General features: G+C 57.9%; 17 protein-coding genes. 3 read left to right on the plus strand and 14 right to left on the minus strand.

Annotation, left to right across the window (positions count from 1 at the left end; genetic code table 11):
* Positions 1-33: 33 nt before the first annotated feature.
* A complete protein-coding gene (locus tag FMN52_RS10275) occupies positions 34-1,161 on the minus strand; it encodes an alpha/beta fold hydrolase (protein ID WP_240339457.1) in 1,128 nt (375 codons plus the stop codon).
* 229 nt (positions 1,162-1,390) lie between these two features.
* Between FMN52_RS10275 and FMN52_RS10280 the strand changes: the two genes are divergently transcribed.
* On the plus strand, positions 1,391-2,062 hold the full coding sequence (locus FMN52_RS10280) for a haloacid dehalogenase type II (RefSeq protein ID WP_148608538.1): 672 nt from the start codon (positions 1,391-1,393) through the stop codon (positions 2,060-2,062).
* Positions 2,063-2,210: 148 nt separating this feature from the next.
* Here FMN52_RS10280 and FMN52_RS10285 read toward each other — a convergent pair whose 3' ends face one another.
* The gene (locus FMN52_RS10285) at positions 2,211-3,362 is read right to left on the minus strand and encodes an alpha/beta fold hydrolase (protein WP_148608539.1); all 1,152 of its coding nucleotides are present in this window, start codon (positions 3,360-3,362) and stop codon (positions 2,211-2,213) included.
* Positions 3,363-3,580: 218 nt separating this feature from the next.
* Here FMN52_RS10285 and FMN52_RS10290 point away from each other — a divergent pair, with 218 nt between their 5' ends.
* Positions 3,581-4,474: an acyltransferase gene (locus FMN52_RS10290; RefSeq protein ID WP_148608540.1), complete on the plus strand. Its 894-nt coding sequence runs from the start codon at positions 3,581-3,583 to the stop codon at positions 4,472-4,474.
* Positions 4,475-4,484: 10 nt separating this feature from the next.
* Here the strand turns inward: FMN52_RS10290 and FMN52_RS10295 are convergent, their stop codons facing one another.
* From FMN52_RS10295 to FMN52_RS10305, 3 genes are all read right to left on the minus strand, one after another.
* Positions 4,485-4,688, minus strand: coding sequence for a hypothetical protein (locus FMN52_RS10295; RefSeq protein WP_148608541.1), 204 nt, complete (start codon positions 4,686-4,688; stop codon positions 4,485-4,487).
* A 61-nt stretch (positions 4,689-4,749) separates the two neighbouring features.
* On the minus strand, positions 4,750-6,735 hold the full coding sequence (locus FMN52_RS10300) for a VacB/RNase II family 3'-5' exoribonuclease (protein ID WP_148608542.1): 1,986 nt from the start codon (positions 6,733-6,735) through the stop codon (positions 4,750-4,752).
* A gap of 84 nt (positions 6,736-6,819) precedes the next feature.
* Positions 6,820-7,494 (minus strand): Fe2+-dependent dioxygenase, encoded by a 675-nt coding sequence (locus tag FMN52_RS10305; RefSeq protein WP_148608543.1) that lies wholly within the window; start codon positions 7,492-7,494, stop codon positions 6,820-6,822.
* Positions 7,495-7,631: 137 nt separating this feature from the next.
* On the opposite strand from FMN52_RS10305, the gene FMN52_RS10310 reads away from it, so the two are divergent.
* Positions 7,632-8,576: a hypothetical protein gene (locus tag FMN52_RS10310; protein ID WP_240339522.1), complete on the plus strand. Its 945-nt coding sequence runs from the start codon at positions 7,632-7,634 to the stop codon at positions 8,574-8,576.
* Positions 8,577-8,624: 48 nt separating this feature from the next.
* Here the strand turns inward: FMN52_RS10310 and FMN52_RS10315 are convergent, their stop codons facing one another.
* The 9 genes from FMN52_RS10315 to folX all read right to left on the minus strand — a co-directional run bounded on the left by FMN52_RS10315 (position 8,625) and on the right by folX (position 19,205).
* Positions 8,625-10,346, minus strand: coding sequence for a diguanylate cyclase (locus FMN52_RS10315; protein WP_148608545.1), 1,722 nt, complete (start codon positions 10,344-10,346; stop codon positions 8,625-8,627).
* A 153-nt stretch (positions 10,347-10,499) separates the two neighbouring features.
* On the minus strand, positions 10,500-10,949 hold the full coding sequence (locus FMN52_RS10320) for a DUF411 domain-containing protein (protein WP_148608546.1): 450 nt from the start codon (positions 10,947-10,949) through the stop codon (positions 10,500-10,502).
* A gap of 126 nt (positions 10,950-11,075) precedes the next feature.
* Positions 11,076-13,697, minus strand: a complete 2,622-nt coding sequence (locus FMN52_RS10325) for a heavy metal translocating P-type ATPase (RefSeq protein WP_148608547.1) — start codon at positions 13,695-13,697, stop codon at positions 11,076-11,078.
* A gap of 6 nt (positions 13,698-13,703) precedes the next feature.
* Entirely contained in the window at positions 13,704-14,147 is a 444-nt protein-coding gene (locus FMN52_RS10330; protein ID WP_148608548.1) for a MerR family DNA-binding protein, read from the minus strand.
* A 113-nt stretch (positions 14,148-14,260) separates the two neighbouring features.
* Positions 14,261-14,575, minus strand: coding sequence for a hypothetical protein (locus tag FMN52_RS10335; protein WP_148608549.1), 315 nt, complete (start codon positions 14,573-14,575; stop codon positions 14,261-14,263).
* Positions 14,576-14,625: 50 nt separating this feature from the next.
* A complete protein-coding gene (locus FMN52_RS10340) occupies positions 14,626-16,893 on the minus strand; it encodes an EAL domain-containing protein (RefSeq protein ID WP_148608550.1) in 2,268 nt (755 codons plus the stop codon).
* Positions 16,894-16,948: 55 nt separating this feature from the next.
* Positions 16,949-18,265 (minus strand): HD-GYP domain-containing protein, encoded by a 1,317-nt coding sequence (locus FMN52_RS10345; protein WP_148608551.1) that lies wholly within the window; start codon positions 18,263-18,265, stop codon positions 16,949-16,951.
* A 105-nt stretch (positions 18,266-18,370) separates the two neighbouring features.
* Complete coding sequence (locus FMN52_RS10350; protein WP_148608552.1) at positions 18,371-18,808, minus strand: CoA-binding protein; 438 nt, start codon at positions 18,806-18,808, stop codon at positions 18,371-18,373.
* Between the two features lie 22 nt (positions 18,809-18,830).
* Complete coding sequence (gene folX, locus FMN52_RS10355; protein ID WP_148608553.1) at positions 18,831-19,205, minus strand: dihydroneopterin triphosphate 2'-epimerase; 375 nt, start codon at positions 19,203-19,205, stop codon at positions 18,831-18,833.
* Between the last annotated feature and the right edge of the window lie 19 nt (positions 19,206-19,224).

Genomic DNA, 19,224 nt, shown 5'->3' on the forward strand with positions numbered 1-19,224 from the left:
GAATGGCAGTGTAACCCGATGACTCCGGCGGCGCTACGGCGCCTTGCTGGACTCGTTTGCCTGGATGAAGGACCCAATGGCCTGAGCCAGATCATCGAACCAGGGGTTATAGGTCAGCCGGCTGGTAAATACTGGCCGCTCCGTGTCGTGCCAGGCGCTGAACCAGAGATCCTGCTCCGGCAATTCCCGGCACCCCTCCAGGGAAATGTTGTTCGGTTCCAGACATCGTTGCAGCGGCGCGCCCAGGCCATAGAGTTCGTTGTCAGGCGCAATCAGCAGGGACTGGTGAGAGAACTCCAGGATATTGGCGTCAGGCAGATAGCTGTTCAGGAAACGGATGCGTTCATCGGCCTGTGCGTCGGGCCAGGGTTTACGGGTATCCCGAAAAGTCATCATGGCGTTCCGGGGATTGGTGAACCGCTTCCGGAACTGCGTGACAAGATACTCGAGATTGATCACCGAGTCGGCCTCGGTTGCCGCCAGAAACAAAGGTATCTCAAGGCTTTCATATTGCCTTATCCGACTCTGCGCCGACGAGATGACATCGCCGATCTGGCTGCCAGCGTTAAAGGAAAACGACTCGTACTTGACCGGATTAAGCTCGGGCTCTTTTTCCACGAAATCACCAAAAACGTCGGCGATGGGTGCCAGCCAGAGGTAATCCCGAAGACCGTTAAGCTGCCAGGCGGGCGCGACTGCAATCAGGCCCGCCGGTCGCGGTCCGGTCTCCGAAAGGGCGTATTCTGTGGCCAATGCACCGCCGAGGGAGAATCCGCCGATAAAGGCCAGGTCCACGTCCTGGGAAAGGGCGACGAAGTGATTGCGTACCTGATCGCGCCAAACATCGGCGCTGGCTGTCACCATATCGCCTGGACGGGTGCCGTGTCCCTGCAGCAACAGGGTCCGGACTTCAACGCACTGATCCGCCAGGTAACGGGCCAGATCACGGAACACAAAAGGCGAATCGCTAAGGCCGTGCACCAGCAAAAGCCCGGTGCGATCGCCGGGGCTGCAGCCGGCCGCCGGTGCAAGCCTGTATGGCAGGTTCCACAACACCTGCTGTTCTCTCTCAAACCCTTCCACCGGAACCAGATTGGTATCGACATAGGCTTTGACAGATTCCACATAGCGGTCGAAATCAGTAACCGGTTCCGCGCTCAAGGTTGATGGCCCGGGGCTGTAGAATTGAGTGCTGGTGGCGCAGGCGGCGGTCGAGGCCAGTGCCAGTAAAACGAGCAAATTCCTGAGAATAGTCATAGCCGGCGAGTGAGATTCGCTCCTCTTATCATAACTGTCGTCATTGCTGACTGTGTTGAGTGATCGTTCAAACCCCGATACTGTGGTTGCAGTATACGATCCCAAACGCCATTCCGGATGAGGAGCCCCACCGATGACCATGACCCTGGCTTTCGACGTCTACGGAACCCTGGTAGACCCCATGGGCATGTCCCGCCTGCTGGCGGAAGATGCCGGCGACAGTGCAGAAGCCGTGGCCGCTCTGTGGCGGGAGAAGCAACTGGAGTTTTCATTCCGAAAGGGCCTGATGAAAGTCTACGAAGACTTCGGCGTATGCACCCGACAAGCCCTGCGCTACGCCATGGCCACCCACAAACTGACCCTGTCCGAAGAGCGCGAAAACGCCCTGATGGCGGCCTACCTGTCTCTGCCCGCGTTCGACGATGCCTTGCCAGCGTTAAAAAGTCTCAGAGGCGACTATCCGCTTTTCGCATTCTCCAACGGTGGTTATCCGGCACTGGAGAAAGTGCTGGGACACAACGACTTGCTCGACCAATTTGAAGGTCTGGTATCGGTAGACGATATCAAGAGTTTCAAACCCGATCCGGCTGTATACACCTATGCGAGAAGGGCGACGGGCTGTTGGGAGAAGCCTTTGTGTTTGGTTTCGAGCAATGCCTGGGATGTGATTGGAGCGCGCGCATCGGGATTGCTGGCAGTCTGGGTGCAGAGAGACCGGAACAAGGTTTTCGAGGATTGGGGCATTCAACCCTCTGCAGTGATCGACAGTCTCTCAGAACTAAAGAAGACCCTGAAGAACCTTTGAAGCCAGCGGAGGCAGGTATCGGGGAGGGCTGTCCAAAACTGTCTGTCGCCATGGATGGCGACAGTCAAGCGTCACAGGGACGTGCCGCAAGGAGCGTGTTTTGGACAGCCCTCCCCGATACCTGCCGGCAATCACCGAGCTCAAAGAATCAGTCCGACCGCAAAGCCAGCCACTCCGCCAACTCCAGCCAACTCTGACGAGGCGCCTTGCTCCCGGCAAGAATGCCCATATGGCCACCCGGCACAACCCGAAACGTCTTGTCTGTAGAGCTCACATGATCCATCACCCGCTTGGCCGCACCCGATGTCACGAGCGTATCGTCGCCTCCAGCGATGGCCAGTAAGTTGGCACTCACATTGTCCAGCCTGGCGATATCCTCGCCGATCTGGATTTCACCTTTCGACAGCTGGTTGTCGATCCAGACGCGAACCACCGTATCCTGAATGATCCCGCCAGGGTAGGCCACCATACGATCCAGAAACGCCGACGTAGTGGCGTGGTTGGTGACAAACTCCCGGTCACCCAGCCGGATGATCAGCTCCCAGTAACTCATTACGCTGGCAATCGGATTGGTCAGCTTGAAACCGATGGTGTTGGCCCAGCCCGGAGTATGAAACCAGTGAGGTTTGACATCGTGAAGCCGGAACCCTGTTCGTTTCCGGATAAACCCGGCCACATCTGCCATGCGCTGATTCAGAAGCCCAATAATCCCGGACGCATGGCTGTCGATCGGCGAGCCAAGCACGATGGCATTGCGAACGTGCTGATCGTTGCTGAGGGCGGAATAGAACAGCGTGAACATGCCACCCATGCTCCAGCCATGCAGCGATAACTCCTGCTCACCGCTGTGCTCCCGAACCCGGTTCAGATAGGCTGGCAACAGCTCGGCCACGTAGGTATGCAGGTTGTAGTGACTGTGCTTCCGCGTTGGCATGCCCCAGTCGATCAGATACACCTCAAACCCCTTGGCACGCAGAAACCGAACCAGACTGCGCTGGGGAAACAGATCGTAGATCAGCATATTCACCGCCAGGGGCGGCACGATCACAATCGGTGTCTTATGGGCCGTTCTCTCAACCGGAATGGTCTCACCTTCCAGCTCGATGAAATCCTCGGCCAGCGGCGGATAGTAACGCAGGCTGACCAGCCCATCGGTGTGCAGGGTTTCGAATGGCGTCTGTCCGGCCTGAACCAGACTGGCGGCCCGGAACACCCGGTCGAAGGCATTACCGGCATAAAGGGCTGTTTGCCGGGTAACTCCTGTAGCGCGGTCAGAGGCTGATTTGAAGAGATTGGGCATAGGAATGTCCATGGATAATTTGAGGCTCACTTTACTGATTACCGAACGTCGAGTCCCGCAGGCCAGAATTCGAGATTATCCATGGTGAGGCGCAAAGCACCATGGCAGAAGTGTCCAATCCCGTGGGCAAACCGGTCACTTCAGGCCACTGCCCAACGAGGCCTGTGGTTGCTATCATTAGCCCCTATTTGCACACAATAACCAGAAACAGGATCGCCATGCTCAGTTTCCTTCCCGCCCCCGTAATCGGCGTACTCAATTCCATTCTGCTGGGAATCAACACCCTGTTCTGGTGCATACTGCTCTACATACCGGCCATCCTGAAACTCATCATCCCCATCACCGGCTTCCGGGTTCTGTGCACCAAAGTCATTATCTGGATCGCCGAAGCCTGGGTGGCCTGCAACACCGGCTGGATGAAGCTTACCCATGGCACGAAATGGGAGGTGAAAGGCGCCGAGAACCTCAAGCGGGAAAGCTGGTACCTGGTGCTGGCCAATCACCAGAGCTGGGTGGATATCTTCGCCATGCAGCGGGTCTTCAACCACCGTGCCCCGTTTCTCAAGTTCTTCCTCAAGCAGCAGCTCATCTGGGTACCGGTAATCGGTCTTGCCTGGTGGGGCCTCGATTTCCCGTTCATGAAGCGTTACACGAGGGAGTACCTGATCAAACACCCGGAGAAACGCGGTGAAGATTTGCGGGCAACGCGTCGGGCCTGCGAGCAGTTCCGCCATACCCCGGTCAGTGTGATGAACTTTGTTGAAGGGACCCGCTTTACCCAGGCCAAACACGATAAACAGAAATCGCACTACAAGCACCTGCTGACACCCAAGGCTGGCGGTGCCGCCTTCGTGCTAGACGCCATGGGCGATTCGATTCAGACGCTGGTGGACGTGACTATCGCCTATCCGGGAGGGGCGCCCACGTTCTGGGACTTTATCTGTGGCCGGGTAAAGGAAGTCAAAATGGAAATCCACACCGTTGATATCCCGGACCATCTGAAAGGCCGGGACTACTCAACGAATGCTGAGCACCGCCGGAACGTTAAAAACTGGCTGGGGGAGCAATGGCAGGCCAAAGACGAACGGCTGGAAAGGATGCTGGCCCGATAATGATCGGGCATCAGCCGTCGGAATCATCCTCCACTTCATCCGGATGTTCCTGCTTGTAACGCTCCCACTCTTCCCAGTCGTGGGGCGTTCCCGCATGGGGCCTTCGCAGATGTTTTGCGTGCTCCATGGCGTTGTGGCGGAGACTGTGGTCCCGCTCTTCGTCTTCCTTGTCGAAACCGTATTTTTTCAGAAATTCATCGGGCGTGATGGGCATGGCGCACCTCCATCATCGGATCATGTCCTGATTGATACGATGCGCCTGCCCGTGTGGTTTTTCAACCGTTGTCGGAGCTCGTCCCGGTCGGGATCTCCTGGGCTTCCACCAGCTTGAAATTGATTTGCCTGCGTTCCTCGTCCACCCCTGAAAAGCTTACCGTTACCGGTTGTTCCAGTTGGAAGATGCGTCCGTTCTTGTTGTGGATCAGGCGCAGGGTAACCGGATCAAAGCTGTACTTGCCATCAAGATCCTTGCAGCTGACGAACCCTTCCAGGCCATTGGCATCCAGGCGGACGAAGAAGCCGGCAGGCACGGTGCGGCTGATAACGCCGGGCATGGGCTCTTCGCCGAGCGTTTTGGCAAAGTCACTCTTGAGCCAGGCTTCGAGACTGTTGGCGGCCTGACGGGCGCGGATCTGGGCAGCTTGGAGGGCCTCCAGCTGATCCTCACTCAAGGCTTTCATGGGGGTATCCCACAGCGCCGATTTGATCAGCCGATGCACGTAGAAGTCCGAGAACTTGCGCAGTGGCGAGGTAAAGGTGGTGTAGGCATCCAGTCCCATACCATGGTGTGGAGCCGGCTTGAAGCTTAACTCGGCCCGGGCCAGTTGGCGGGACAGTATGGCCTTGACCGGAACCTCTGCCTCCAGGGCGTCGGTTTCCTTCATCAGCTTTCGGAAGCCCTCGGCCTGATGGGCATCAACCCCGGACAGGTGTGGTGCGTGACTGTCGATCAGCGCCCGGATGTTGTCGGCGCGATCATCCCGCAGTCCTGGATGCTGGATAAACAGACCGGCGGTCTGGTTGGTCAGGAAGTCCGCGGCGCAGCGATTGGCGGCGACCATGCACTCTTCCACCAGGCGGTGGGCTTCTTTCTGGATGGACGGCTCAATCAGTCGGATACGTTTGTTTTCGTCCAGCCGGAGGCGGAATTCCGGGCGGTCGCCGCTCAGCAGCGCGTGCTCGCTACGCCATTTTCTGAGCGCTGTCGCGGCTTGGTGCAGTTGATCCAGACTGTTGGCGACGGTGTCCGGCAGTGCTTTGATCTCATCGTCTTCCCGACCTTCGATCAGGTTGGAAACGAGCTCGTAGCTGAGCTTGCCCTTGGACTGAATGACCGCCTGGTGAAAGCTGTAGTCGCCAAGGCTGCCATCGTTGTTGACCTGAAGGTCGCATACCAGAGTCAGCCGCTTTACGTCTGGCATCAACGAGCACAGGCGGGTGCTTATGCTGTCAGGCAGCATGGGCAGGGGCTCGCCGGGGAAGTAGATGGCGGTGGCCCTGTTGAACGCCTCCTGTTCCGCCGGGCTGTCGGTGTCGATCACGGCGGTCGGGTCGGCAATGGCAATCGACAACGACCAGCCGGTGGCGTTGGGTTCGGCCAGCAGGGCATCGTCCATGTCCTGGGTGCCCGGGCTGTCGATGGTCACATAGGGGCGATCCGTTCGGTCTTCCCGTCCGGCTTCCCGGGATTCGATATCGCTTTCGCTAAGGCTGTCGGCCTGTGTGCGCACTGCGTCCGGCCAGGTGTCCGCCAGGTCAAAGGTTGCGAGGGTGAAGGAACGCTCGATGCCGGGTTCCCCGGCCTTGCCAATCACGCGCAACACCTTGGCCTGGCCCTTGCCGTCCTTGATCGGATGCTTGTGAATCTGGCAGTAGATGAAGTCGTCCGGCTGGGCATTCATTCGCTCTTTGGGCGGGATGAAGATCCAGCGGTTGATGCCCGGGGTCTCCGGTACCACAAAGTGCCCTTTGCCCTTGACCAGGTAACGGCCAACAAACGTATTCAGGCGGGTTTCCAGCAGTTCGTCCACCACGCCCTGGGTCTTGCCTTTCTCAACTTCCTGCTCGGTGACGTTCACCCGGTCGCCCGGCAGCACCTTCTGCATCTCCTCGGGCGGCAGGAAGACATCCCGACCCTCTTCGAGCGCAACAAACCCGAAGCGGCCATTGGTGGCTTTGACAGTACCGGGGAAAACCACCTTGTTTTCCTTGATATCCGATTTCAGCTGGCGCAACTGGCTGAGGGCGTCGGCTTTGAGCATGAAGTAACCTGGCTGGTAAATAATGAATGATGGGGCGGAGTATAACGGTTATGGCTCTATGCGTCAGATAGCAGAATACGCAAATCAGATTTCTGCCCAGAATCTCTGGAGGTTGGCCAGTGATTTGGTGAGCAGATCGAATTCGGTCGTTTTGCCCTCACGTTCAAACAGTTGTCGCCGGGCCGTGTCCAGATCAAATAGCACTTCCCGCTGGGCTGGTTCCCGAATGGTGCTCTGAGCCCAACCGATAGCGACACGGCGCTGGCCCCGTGTGACCGGATCAACCCGGTGCAGGGTTGAGGACGGATAGACCACTGCCGCGCCGGCCGGTAATTTGTAGAAATGCTCGCCCGCCGTGGTCTCGGTAACCAGTTCGCCCCCGTCGTAGCTGTCAGGATCGTCCAGGAACAGCGTGAAGGAAACATCGGTCCGCAACCTGCCGGCCCCCCGGCCCATCACGGGATCGTCCACATGATTGCCGTAGGTCATACCATCCCGGTAGCGACTGAATATAAGAGGTGTGACCTTGGCAGGCCGCACTGCCATCTGGAACAGGGGGTGTTCAGTCAGGGCTTTTTCCACCTCGGCCCGAAGACCTTCCGCCTGGCCCCCGGACACCTTCAATTGCTCGTTGTTCTTGACCAGCTTTGCATGCCACCCGGCTGTGCTCCGCCCGTCCTGAAACTGGCCGCCGTCCAGAGCGTTGCGGATTCGCTTGAGCTGTTCAGGGGTCAGGATCTGGTCGATACAGATAATCATGGTTAGCTCAACTCTTAATACGAATAATTTGCAATCAGTGTTTGCTGTGGCGCATCATGCACCACTATGGACATGCCATCAATTCTACCGTTGTTGACGAAGAGCAGCAGGCGGTTTTTAACAGGAGAAAGAACGGAATGAAGAATGAAAAGCAGAAGCTCTGGACCGGCATCGGCATGGCTACGCTAATTGCCAGTTCGGGAGTTGTTGCCAGCGAGCATAAAGAAAAGCATTACGACGACATGATGACCTCGGGCTCAGCAGAAGGCGGTGAGGGCGGAGAACATCACGGTGGTGAAGGCGGTGAACACCATGGAGGTGAAGGCGGTGAACACGGAGCAGGAGCGGCGTTCAGTTACTTTGCCGCCGGTGGCGAAGGCGGAGAAGGCGGAGAGGGCGGAGAGGGCGGAGAGGGCGGATCAGCCGCTGTTTCTCCTGTCGACTCTGACGGCGCCTATGTTGCCATGTTGCAGATGATGCAGGGTCATTTGATGGCGGCTCGGGAATTGATCAAGGCAGGCAAAGTCGCTGACGGGCGTCCACATCTGACCCATCCCTGGGTTGAGCTTTACGGCATGGTTGAACCGGGCCTGGAGAGCCGGGGTCAAAACGACGTGAGTGAGCGTCTGGAGTTGTTGGCGAATCAGGCCGGCGGGGTTGAGCGTTGGAGCGACATCAATAAGGAGTTCCAGGCGGCCTGGGTGGCTCTCGAGAAAGCGGTCAATGCTGCCGATAGCAAGCGCGCACAGAGTGCCGGAACCGTCTCGAGAGTGGTCCTCTCGCTGACCAAGCAGGCCGTGCTTGAGTATGACGAGGCGCTGGACGAAGGGCGCTTTGTTGCCGTGCACGAATATCAGGACGGGCGCGGCTTTGTGAGTTCCGCACGTGACTATCTGGATAGCCACCAGGTGACACTGAAAAAGCAGAACAAGGAAGCCTGGCGTGATGCCGTGAAGGCACTGGACGAGCTCCAAAAAGCCTGGCCGTCAGCCGTGCCGCCCGAGCAGCCTGCAGTTCCTGTAGCGAACGTCTACTCGGCCCAGGCTCGCCTGGAACTGGCTCTGGCGCCATTCCTCTACTGATTCGTGGTGTTGGCCGGGGCCTCTGGTGTTGGGCCCCGGCTTTTCCCGTCAGTCCTCGGAAAGGGCTTCTTCGTCATCCAGTGTGTCGATGCAGACCTGGTTACGGCCGGCGGCTTTCGCGCGATAAAGCGCGCGGTCGGCATGTCTGAGGATAGTGTCGCTGCTGTCGCCGGGTCCAGCAAAGAAGGCCCCTACGCTGACCGTTACAGGGGTACCGGTTTTTCGGCTCTCCTGTTCAACCAGCTCCCGAATCCGTCGGGCAATCTGTTCCAGCGTGCCGTGGTCACAGGGCGATAATAAAACCACGAACTCGTCGCCTCCCCATCGCCCCGGATGATCGTAGGGGCGGACGCCGGCTTTCAGCCAGAGAGCTACCCGGCACAGAATCTGATCGCCGGCCTGATGACCAAGGTTATCGTTGATGCTCTTGAAATGGTCGATGTCCAGCCAGATTACGCCAAAGCCGCTTTCCTGGCGGCGTGCCCGCTGGATTTCCTCATCCAGTACCTCGTCCAGGCCGCGACGGTTTTTCAGGCCAGTCAGGGGATCGATCCGGGCCAGACGGTTCAATTCATCCGTTCTTTGCGCGACTTTCTCTTCCAGCTCCCGGGTAGAGTGACCCAGGCTCTGGGTCATTTTCTCGAAGTGATCGGCCAGCCAGCCGATCTCGTTATCGGGTTTATCCAGCCGTGGCAGGTCGAAGCTGCCTTCCCGGACTTTTTCCACGGCGTGTTCCAGACTCATGATGGGCTTGAGAATACGGGACTGAATAATCAGGTGGAATAAAACCAGTGTGACCAGCAGTGTCGTCAGGAACACGGCCACAAGGGGCCACAGGTAGCTGGTTGGCAGGAGTGTATTGAGGTCGAGCAGGGTGATCTCGAACCAGCCAATGGCTGGCAGGAAGGCAACCCCCGCCAGGTGCTTGCGGCCATCGACAGTCACAAAACCGCTTTCTACCTCGCCAGCCCTGTCTCCGCGCTTTTTCAGCAGTTGCAGCATTCCGAGGATCTGCTGCTTGTCCTGGGGATCATCGAATAGCAGGTCAACAGTGTTCTTCTGACCTTCGGGTTTGATGATGCTGGCGAAATCGATGTAGTTCCGGTCACGGTATAGCTGTATGGCGCCGTTGTAGTCCACGAACAGGGTGGTGATGCCTTCCTGGCCGATGTCGACTATATCCTGCAGGAAAGCGTCAAGACTCAGACCGGTACCGACCATGCCGACAATTTCGCCGGCCTCGTCGCGCATCAGCACATCGATCCAGAGTTTGGTGACGCCCAGCTCTGTGTCTGGATTTACGTTGAGATGGAAATCACGACCTTCCTCAATCAGCTGGAAAAACCAGGCGTCATCGGGTTTCTCCTTATCGAGAACATATCGGAACTGGCTGCCAGCGTATTCGTTTTCCTCGTTGTTGTAGTAATAGTGGCCGTTCTCGACGAGGGCAACGAAGTAATTGTTGTCCCGAAAATTGGAACGAAAACTTTCCATCTGGCGGATGGCTTCAGATTCGAGCGTCGCACCATCCGGATTGGCGGCCCAGTTGATCAGGGCGGAGGAACTGGCCATTTGTTTGGCCAATCCAATCTCGCGCTCCAGGGACTGCAGCAGACGGGCGCTGTCATAGCGCACCTGGATCTCCGCGACCTGTTGGCCCCAGCGCTCGATAATGCTTTCGGATAGCTCCCGATAGGCCAGCCACGAAGCCACGGATGCCACAATAATCAGGCTGGCGGCCAGGCCAAGGATTCGGGTTCTGAGGCTCAACGAAGATCCCTCTCGGATTTTCTGGGTTTCTGGGCGCCAATGATAGAACACTGGTTGACCAGTGTGTAGGGAAAACGGACAGGGTTTGGGGTGTGACTGGAGAAAAATTGATCTCAAGGGCCGTTCTAGACGGCCCCTGTTCATCGCCCAACCTTAATTGTGTTGGGAAAAGATTCGGGTCTGTCCTGCCTCGTTGAACAGGATGACCTTGTAATGGTCTTTCCGGTCGCCCATCTCCATACCGGGCGACCCGATGGGCATGCCTGGCACACTCAGACCCCTTGCCTGGGGCGCTTCACTGATCAGACGTTTGATGTCGTCGGCCGGTACGTGACCCTCGATGACATAATCGCCGACAAAAGCGGTATGGCAACTGCCAAGACCGGCAATCAGGCCGGCGTCCGCCTTGATTCGACCCATGTCGTTCGTATTGGTCGCTTTGACCTCGAAACCGTTCTCTTCCAGGTGATCAATCCAGTCACCACAGCAGCCGCAGGTCGGGGATTTGTAAACGTGGATGCTCTGGGCTGCGCCAGCTGCGAGAGCCGTGGTGCTGAATCCCAGTGCTGCCATCAGGCCAAAAGCCAGGGTGTGTTTTTTCATGGCAAGTACCTCAGTGGTGATGTTGATGCTCACTCGAGCCTGTGTCGTCAGAGCCGGAAAGCCAGAACCACCAGACGATGGCTGCCATCAGGGCAAGTCCTCCGACGTTGACCAGCAGTGTTTCCATCAGTTCCGCTCCTTTTGCTGTGTTGGATCACTATTCCTGACTTTCTTTTCCGAGCGGTGGCTGGTTCGGAACAACCTCAGACGGTTGGCGTTCGACACCACCGTCACCGAAGAAAGGGACATGGCAGCGCCGGCCAGAATCGGGCTCATCAGTATTCCCCAGACAGGGTAGAGCAGGCCGGCGGCCACCGGAATACCCATAGTGTTGTATACGAACGCGCCAAACAGGTTCTGGTGAATATTCTTCACCGTGGCCCGGGAGATCTCGATGGCATCGGGCACGCCGTGGAGCGAGCCTCGCATCAGAGTGATGCCAGCGCTCTCAATGGCCACATCCGTGCCGGTGCCGATGGCAAAACCGACGTCCGCTGCCGCAAGGGCCGGGGCGTCGTTGATACCGTCGCCGACCATAGCGACTATGTGGCCCTTGCCGCGCATTTCGCTGACTACTTCGGCCTTGTCTTCGGGTAAGACTTCCGCGCGATAATCATCAATACCGGCCTTTTTGGCGATGGCCTTGGCGGTGGCGTCGACATCGCCGGTGACCATCATCACCTTGATACCAGTCGCGTGGAGGCGCTGGATCGCGGCCTTCGAATCGGGTTTGATGGCGTCAGCAACACCAATGACTCCAAGAGCTTCGGTGCCCAATGCCAGGAATAGTGGCGTGCCGGCTTCATCTGTAATTGAGCTGGCGGCCTCGGCGAGGTCGCCAAGCGCCACCCCTTCGTTTTCCAACCAACGCTTGTTGCCCAGGCGCAGTGGCTGGCCGTCAAACTGACCTTGCACGCCTTTGCCATTCAGGGCCTCAAAACCGTTCACCTTTTCAGCTTGAACAGTTTCCTCCTTCGCCTTCTCCAGAATGGCCTCGGCCAGAGGGTGTTCAGAGTGCTGCTCAAGACCGGCGGCCAGCGCCAGCAGACGCTGTTCATCACCGTCGCTGGCATGAATCCGGGTGACTGCAGGGTGGCCCTCGGTAATGGTGCCGGTTTTATCCAGAATAACCAGGTCCAGTTTGCCCGCGGTCTGCAGGGCATCGCCCTGACGAATCAGGGCGCCGTATTCGGCGGCCTTGCCAACCCCGACCATCACCGACATGGGTGTGGCCAGACCAAGTGCGCAGGGACAGGCGATGATAAGCACCGTGGTAGCGGCCACCATCATATGAACCACCGCCGGTTGCGGCCCGACGTTGTACCAGACCAGCGCGGCCACCACGGCAATCAGCATGACGGTGGGTACGAACACCGATGAGATCTTGTCCGCCAGTCGCCCGATGGCAGGTTTGGAACCCTGGGCTTTTTTCACCAGCTTGATGATCTGCGCCAGCGCGGTGTCACTGCCTACCCGGGTGGCCTCGTAAACAATAGAGCCATGGGTATTCAGGGTGCCGGCAGACACCTCATCGCCTTCCGATTTGCTGACCGGCATTGGCTCGCCCGTGAGCATACTCTCATCAATGCGGGTCGACCCTTCGGCAATCACGCCATCGACTGGTAGTTTTTCCCCGGGTCTCACGCGGATGTGATCGCCCTTGAGCACCTCCTCGACTGGAACGTCCTGCTCTTCACCATCGCGAATCACCCGCGCGGTTTTCGCCCGCAGGTCCAGCAACCGGCGCACCGCTTCTGACGTCTTGCCTTTAGCTCGCAACTCAAGTGCCTGGCCCAGGTTGATCAGACCGATGATCATTGCCGAGGCCTCAAAGTAGACATGGCGCGCCATCTCCGGCAGCGCACCGGGAATGCTGGCCACTACGATGGAGTAGAGCCAGGCGGTGCCGGTACCCAGGGCAATCAGGGTGTCCATGTTGGCATTGTGGTGCCGGAACGCCTTCCACGCCCCGGTATAAAAATGTCCACCCGTGGCGGCCATCACGATCAGTGTCAGCACGCCCAGCCCGAGCCAGGTGCCCTGGTTGGCGTCGGTCACCATCATGGTGCCGAAGCCCATACCCCAGACCATCAGCCCGAGACCCAGGCCCAGACTCACTGCCATCTTTACCAGCAGCGTCTTGTACTGCTTGCGGTCTTCCTCCTGCTTGCGATCATCCGCTTCGTCTTCGTCCTCAATCACGCTGGCGCCATAACCGGCGCTCTCAACCGCCTTCACCAGCGCCTCGGGATTGGCACTGCCGGTAGCTGTGGCGGTGTTATCGGCCAGGTTCATGTGGGCATGGCTGATACCCGAGACCGACATCAGGGCTTTCTCAATGGTGTTTACACAGGAAGCACAGGTGGCACCCGTGACCGACAGATGAATCTGCCCGTCCGCACCGGTCGCTGTCGCAGAACCAGCCGGAGCGGAATCTGCGTCGGTTGCCTGATCTTCAGAGTGGCGGGAGGTATCGGCCTCACCTTTATTGCCTGAAGAACAGCAACTGGCGGGTTCGGCGTCATCCTCGAAAGGCTCAGCAGGGTAACCGGTCTCGGTAACGATCCGAGCCGCCTCACCGGCATCCACGCCCTCAGGCAGGGCCACCGTCTGCTTTTCCAGATCGACTTCAACCAGCTCAGCATCACCAGTCAACGGCTCCAGCGCGTTGCGAATCTTCTTCGCACAGCCCTGACATGAAGCCCCGGAAATGCTGAGAGTGGTTTGTAAAACAGGTATGTCAGTCATCCAGAATCACTCCTCGTTCTGTTCGCTTGCCCCGCAACAGGGCGCCGGATCATCCCAGTGTTCAATCAACCGGCAAATGGTATGGCCATCCGGCGTGCCATCCGGCATGTCCTGCCAGGCTGCCAGCGCAGCGGTCATCCGCTTGCGCAGCTGCTGCAGCTCCCGAATTTCCCGCTCAACTTCTGCCAACCGGTGTTGAAACACATCCCGAACCATCGGACACGGCGAATGATGATCGTCCGCCTGATCCAGAATCTGCCGTATCTCAGGCAAGGAGAATCCCAACTGTCGTGCTTTTCGGGCAAACCGAAGCCGGCGTAGGTCCTCGGCATCGTACTGCTGGTAGTTGTTATCCGGGTTACGGGTCGGTTTGAGCAGGTTCTCGCGGGTGTAAAACCGGACGGTATCCGGATTTACCTCAGCGGCTTCTGCAATCTCTTTAACTTTCATGAGCCTTTATCACCCCGCTGCGGCACGGCAAACGCCATATGGTAACCATAGCGTAAAACCTGTGAGCAACTCACAGGTCAAAGGCTTTTTTGAGAGGAATAATCCTGGGAGGGCTATTGGTTCCGGGAGCGCAGGAAGGTACCGCAGGTCTTGCACTGGTCTGGCGCCATCAGCTTCGCCTGCCAGCCAATCTTGTGGCCACAGGCCGGGCATGCCAGCTTCAGCTGCAGAGCAATGATGGGCGTGATCAGGGCGGCAATCAGAACGCCCAGAGGCGCCCAGCTTTCACCGCTGGACAACCCCAGTTGACTGCTGAACACCAGAATGATGGTCAGCGCCACAAACGCAAAAATGAAATAGTTCCGGTTCCAGCGTTCCCACTGGCGAAGCTTCTCGTCCTGTTCCGGAGTCAGGTATTGCCTGGCCATACAAAATCACCTGGAGAATTTGATTCTATCTTGGGGATGGGTCGCGGCAATTACAATCCGGAATCGGCGGTAATGCCCGCTACCAGAACGCCGGAGGCAAGTGCCTGTTCAAGATCTGAGACCGGAATCGGTCGACTGATCAGATAACCCTGGGCAAAGTTACAGCGGTGATTCTTCAGGAAACTCAGTTGCTCCTCGGTTTCCACACCCTCTGCAACTACCTCAATACCCAGGTTGTGAGCCAGATTGATCACCGCCCGAGTGATCACCGCATCGTCATGGCGTTCGGTGACTTCGGTGATAAACGAGCGATCGATTTTCAGCAGATCGACCGGGAAATCCCGCAGGTAACCGAGAGAGGAGTAGCCCACCCCGAAGTCATCAATGGCCAGGTGAATACCCAACTGGTGCAGGCGGGAAAGCTGATTCAGGTTGTGTTCGATATTCTGGATGAAGATCTCCTCGGTGAGTTCAACCTCCAGACGATTTGCGGGTACATTCTCCGCCGCGAGGGCTTCCCGGATGTGGTCGACGAGGTCTTCGTCGTCCAGCTCCCGACCGGAGAGGTTAACCGCGATGCGCAGGCCTTCCTGGGGCGTGCCTTGCCAAGCCGCCAGCTGCCGACAGGCCGCCATTACCACCCAGCGACCAATATCAGTAATCCGGCCGCTCTCTTCTGCCAGAGGGATGAATTCCACCGGCGGCAGCAGTCCACGGCGGGGATGGCGCCAGCGAATCAGCGCCTCAACACTCTGAATTTCACCGGTGTCCAGATTCAACTGGGGCTGGTAGAAGAGCACGAACTCGTTGTTGGCGAGGGCCTGACTCAGGTCCTTGTCCAGCTCCAGACGCATGACTTCCCGTTCCTGCATGCCTTCGGTGTAGAACTGGTAGGTATTCCTGCCCTGTTCCTTGGCCCGGTAGAGGGCAATGTCCGCATTGCGTAGCAGCGTATCGGCGTCCAGGCCGCTCTGCGGGTAAACCGCCACGCCCATGGTGGCGGTAATGCTGTGGGATTGCCCCTGAACATCGAAGGGCTGGTCAAAGCACTGTTTGATCTGGCCTAGCAAGTGAATAATGTCGTCAATGTCGTCTACTTGTTGCTGACAGAACATGAACTCATCGCCGCCGGAGTAGGCAACCAGCAGGCGTTCGTTGCTCAAACGGTTCAGTCGCTCGGAAACCTTGATCAGCAGTTCATCCCCGAACTGGTGGCCGAGGGAGTCGTTGAGGGTCTGGAAGCGGTCCAGATCCAGCATGACCAGCGCCACCTGGCGCATCTGGCGATCGGCAATATTCAGGGTGTGGGACAAATCTTCCATGAAGAACCGACGGTTTGCCAGACCAGTGAGGGTGTCGGTGGATTCCAGTCGTGCCAGGTCTTTCTGAATGGCGGTTCGCTGTGCAATTTCCTGATCCAGTTCCCGGCGGGTCTTCAGCAGGGCGCGATTGCGTTTCAAGATGAGCTGCACAAGCAGCGTGGTCAGACTGGTCAGCAGGCCCATCAGCAAAAAGGTTGTGAACGTCATGCCCGGCCAGTAGCTAGACTGGTTCTCCACCCACTCAGTGGATGGGCGCAGGGTTAACGTCCAAGCGAGTGTCGGCAGATTAACGGTCTGGGTATGGGAGAAGTCGCGACTAACTGACTGTGATACGTTCAGTTCATAGCTCAATTCGCCGGCCTCGCGGATTTCAATCCGAAAAGACTCCAGAACCCGTTCAGTGAGCAGTTGGCGGGCCAGTACTTCCATTCTGAACACGCCGGCCATAAAGCCATTGTTCTCAGGGCCAGCACCCACTGGCGCATAGATCACCATGCCCTTGCCGCCCTGATGAAGTTCAATGATCCCCGAGAGATCCCAGGTGCCGGATTCCTTGGCCTGTTGAAGTGCCTGCCGGCGCTCCTCATTGAAAGCGACGTTGAAGCCGATGACCTCCTCGTTGTCTGTAAATGGCTCGAGCCAGCGGATAATAAAGTTCTGGTCAATCCATTCGATGGCCTGGTAAACGCCGAAGTCGTCGAGATAATTGCGGGCATCCCGTCGCCACTCTTGCTCGGTTTGGGTAGGGGCTGCCTCCAGGCGTTTGGCCATGCGCCGGATCGCCTCGGCGTGGACCAGGAATTCCCGCTCAAGGTGGTTGGTCATAGCCCGGGCTTCGTTGGCCAGGTTCGTTTCTATCTGACTTTTATCCTGTTGGACCAGTCCGTAGCGCAGGCCGGCCGCCAGGCCCAGGAAAACCAGGAAGATCACCACCGGAAACGCCGGGCTCAAAAGGCCCGAAACAACAGCTTTAGGGGGTGATGCTGGTCGATCCACAGGTTACTCCGTGATTGGGAATGGTGGTGCCAGGCAGTTGGCACCGCCCGCGCAATTATGAGGCATTTTTATCCGCTACCGCCATCAGTTGCTTGATTCGGTCCCGAAGCGAGGCTCCGAAGGCGCCATCGGGCAGTGGCTGGGCAATACCCGGCGTACCTTGACCAGGTTCTGAACCAGTCGATCCAAGATCCACTACCCGAGGTGCTACTGCCCGCTTATCGCGATCCAGCAAAATCTCCACCCTGGGTTTGAGCTTTCGCCCCGGGTGAGTCGCCAACACAATTGCCACCTCGCCTGTGGACAGTTCTACCAGACTGCCGGGTGGATACACACCAACCATTCGTATGAATGCTTCCACCATGGTGGCGTCGAATTGCTGGCCGCGGTTCCTGAAGAGGATGCGGATAGCATCGGAAGCCGGAAGTCCGTCACGGTAGCTTCGGTCGCTGGTGATGGCATCGAAGGCGTCAACGATGGAAACCAGGCGGGCAAACCGGCTGATCTGCCACTCTGCCAGTTGTTTCGGGTAGCCGCGGCCATCCATGCGTTCGTGGTGGTGACAGGAGACATCACTGATGATCGGATCAAGGTGGGGATCGGCACGAAGCAATTCGTAACCCAGCGTTGTGTGCCGACGCATGATGCTGTGTTCTTCAGGCGTCAAAGCACCCGGCTTATTGAGGATCTCGTCTGGCACCTTGAGTTTTCCGAGGTCGTGCAGTAGTCCACACATGCCAACGGTTTCCAGATCCTCGTCCGGCATTCCCAAAAACCGGGCAAAGGCGACGCAGAAAATAGCCACCCTGAGACAATGCTCTGCGGTGTAGGCATCCCGGGACTTTATCCGGCTCATCCAGAACATGGCGCTGGCGTTGGCCTTCACGCTGTCGACGCATTCCCGAATGATGGGGCGAGCGCTCTGGAGATTGAGGTCGTTGCCGGCTTCGATTTGTCGGGTGACTTCTTCCACAAAGGCCTGGGTCCGGCTCCAGGTTGCCTGCGCCCGAGGCAGTTCCTGCTGGAGTGAACGGGTTTCCGGCAGTGGTTCGGTGGTTCGCCGCTTGAGTGCGGAAATCTGATCAAGCACGGGAATCAGGCGCTTTTCCTCATCCTCTACCAGCACCCACTCACAGTACTGCCGCAGAATCTGCGCCTGGCTGTCATCACTCAGGGTGAAACCCTGAAACAGAACTGGCACCTGGGTCCAGGGCCTGTCCAGACTGACAATGCGCATGCCGGGCTGGAGCAGGTCCACCGGGAGCCTCACACGCTGGAGGGTCGAAACCGGGATTTCAGAATGGGTAGCGAACGCCGTCGGCGCCGATACTGATTGTCGGTGCTGTTTGCTGGATTTACGTCGGAACCACATGGCTCTACCAGTCTTCTGTTTATATCCGGTGATTATGTCAGACCTGACAGACCGGTTACAGAAGAGTGCCGAAAGTGTGACGCAGTTCCTGATTCAGGTCAGGTTTCAGGGGCGCTGCGAAACCCTGGGGATGCCAAGGCGGGGTATTTCCTGTTTCGGACAATGGTCCATCACCACCGTAAGCCCTGCAGCCTCAGCCCGGGCAGCACCCTCCTCATTGATAACACCTATCTGCAACCATACAACCGGGATATTGAAATCGATGGCCTGGTCAATGATCGCATCGGTGCGCTCTGGAGCCAGGAACAGATCAACCATGTCCACCGGTTCCGGCAGGCTATTCAGATCGGCGTAAACGGTTTCGCCAAGCACCGTCTGGCCTGCCAGACGAGGATTCACCGGGAGGATTCGGTAGCCGTGGGCCTGAAGGTATTCCATGACCTCGTGGGAAGGCCGGCTGGTCTTCTCACTGGCGCCAACAAGGGCAATGGTCCTGACCGTGGTCAGGATGTCACGCATCTGGTCCGGGGTATTGCTGGGCATGGTGCTGGGAAACCTCGCTGAATTAACGGTGTGCCTGAAGACAGACAGACACGGATTCCGCATAGCGTAGCGCGTGTGGCTTGTCGATTTCCACTTCGGCCCACTGCACTGCCTCATGCTCCATCACGATGGTCAGGACCTCGTGGGTCAGGCGTTCGAGCAGTGCAAACCGGTTGCCATCCACATGGTGAATGATCTGCTTGGTGATGGTGCGATAATTCAGGGCGGCCGCGATTTCATTCTGGTTGACCGCCTCGGCCGCATCATAGGTCAGGCTGACGTTGATCAACACGTCCTGCTGATTGTTGATTTCCTCCTCCTTTATGCCGATGTAGGCTCTCAGGAGAAGATCTTTGATGCGGACTTTTGCGAGGTGATTCCCGTGGACGTCTGTCATGCGGCCTCCCTAGGGTAAG

The organism is Marinobacter sp. BW6 (assembly GCF_008107725.1).
GTDB lineage: Bacteria > Pseudomonadota > Gammaproteobacteria > Pseudomonadales > Oleiphilaceae > Marinobacter.

What these genes read in the sequence shown, in the direction of transcription:
- FMN52_RS10280 (WP_148608538.1), top strand. Translation starts at nt 1,391, where the DNA reads ATGACCATGACCCTGGCTTTCGACGTCTACGGAACCCTGGTAGACCCC.
- FMN52_RS10285 (WP_148608539.1), bottom strand. Translation starts at nt 3,362, where the DNA reads ATGCCCAATCTCTTCAAATCAGCCTCTGACCGCGCTACAGGAGTTACC.
- FMN52_RS10290 (WP_148608540.1), top strand. Translation starts at nt 3,581, where the DNA reads ATGCTCAGTTTCCTTCCCGCCCCCGTAATCGGCGTACTCAATTCCATT.
- FMN52_RS10295 (WP_148608541.1), bottom strand. Translation starts at nt 4,688, where the DNA reads ATGCCCATCACGCCCGATGAATTTCTGAAAAAATACGGTTTCGACAAG.
- FMN52_RS10300 (WP_148608542.1), bottom strand. Translation starts at nt 6,735, where the DNA reads ATGCTCAAAGCCGACGCCCTCAGCCAGTTGCGCCAGCTGAAATCGGAT.
- FMN52_RS10305 (WP_148608543.1), bottom strand. Translation starts at nt 7,494, where the DNA reads ATGATTATCTGTATCGACCAGATCCTGACCCCTGAACAGCTCAAGCGA.
- FMN52_RS10310 (WP_240339522.1), top strand. Translation starts at nt 7,632, where the DNA reads ATGAAGAATGAAAAGCAGAAGCTCTGGACCGGCATCGGCATGGCTACG.
- FMN52_RS10320 (WP_148608546.1), bottom strand. Translation starts at nt 10,949, where the DNA reads ATGAAAAAACACACCCTGGCTTTTGGCCTGATGGCAGCACTGGGATTC.
- FMN52_RS10325 (WP_148608547.1), bottom strand. Translation starts at nt 13,697, where the DNA reads ATGACTGACATACCTGTTTTACAAACCACTCTCAGCATTTCCGGGGCT.
- FMN52_RS10330 (WP_148608548.1), bottom strand. Translation starts at nt 14,147, where the DNA reads ATGAAAGTTAAAGAGATTGCAGAAGCCGCTGAGGTAAATCCGGATACC.
- FMN52_RS10335 (WP_148608549.1), bottom strand. Translation starts at nt 14,575, where the DNA reads ATGGCCAGGCAATACCTGACTCCGGAACAGGACGAGAAGCTTCGCCAG.
- FMN52_RS10345 (WP_148608551.1), bottom strand. Translation starts at nt 18,265, where the DNA reads ATGTGGTTCCGACGTAAATCCAGCAAACAGCACCGACAATCAGTATCG.
- FMN52_RS10350 (WP_148608552.1), bottom strand. Translation starts at nt 18,808, where the DNA reads ATGCCCAGCAATACCCCGGACCAGATGCGTGACATCCTGACCACGGTC.
- folX (WP_148608553.1), bottom strand. Translation starts at nt 19,205, where the DNA reads ATGACAGACGTCCACGGGAATCACCTCGCAAAAGTCCGCATCAAAGAT.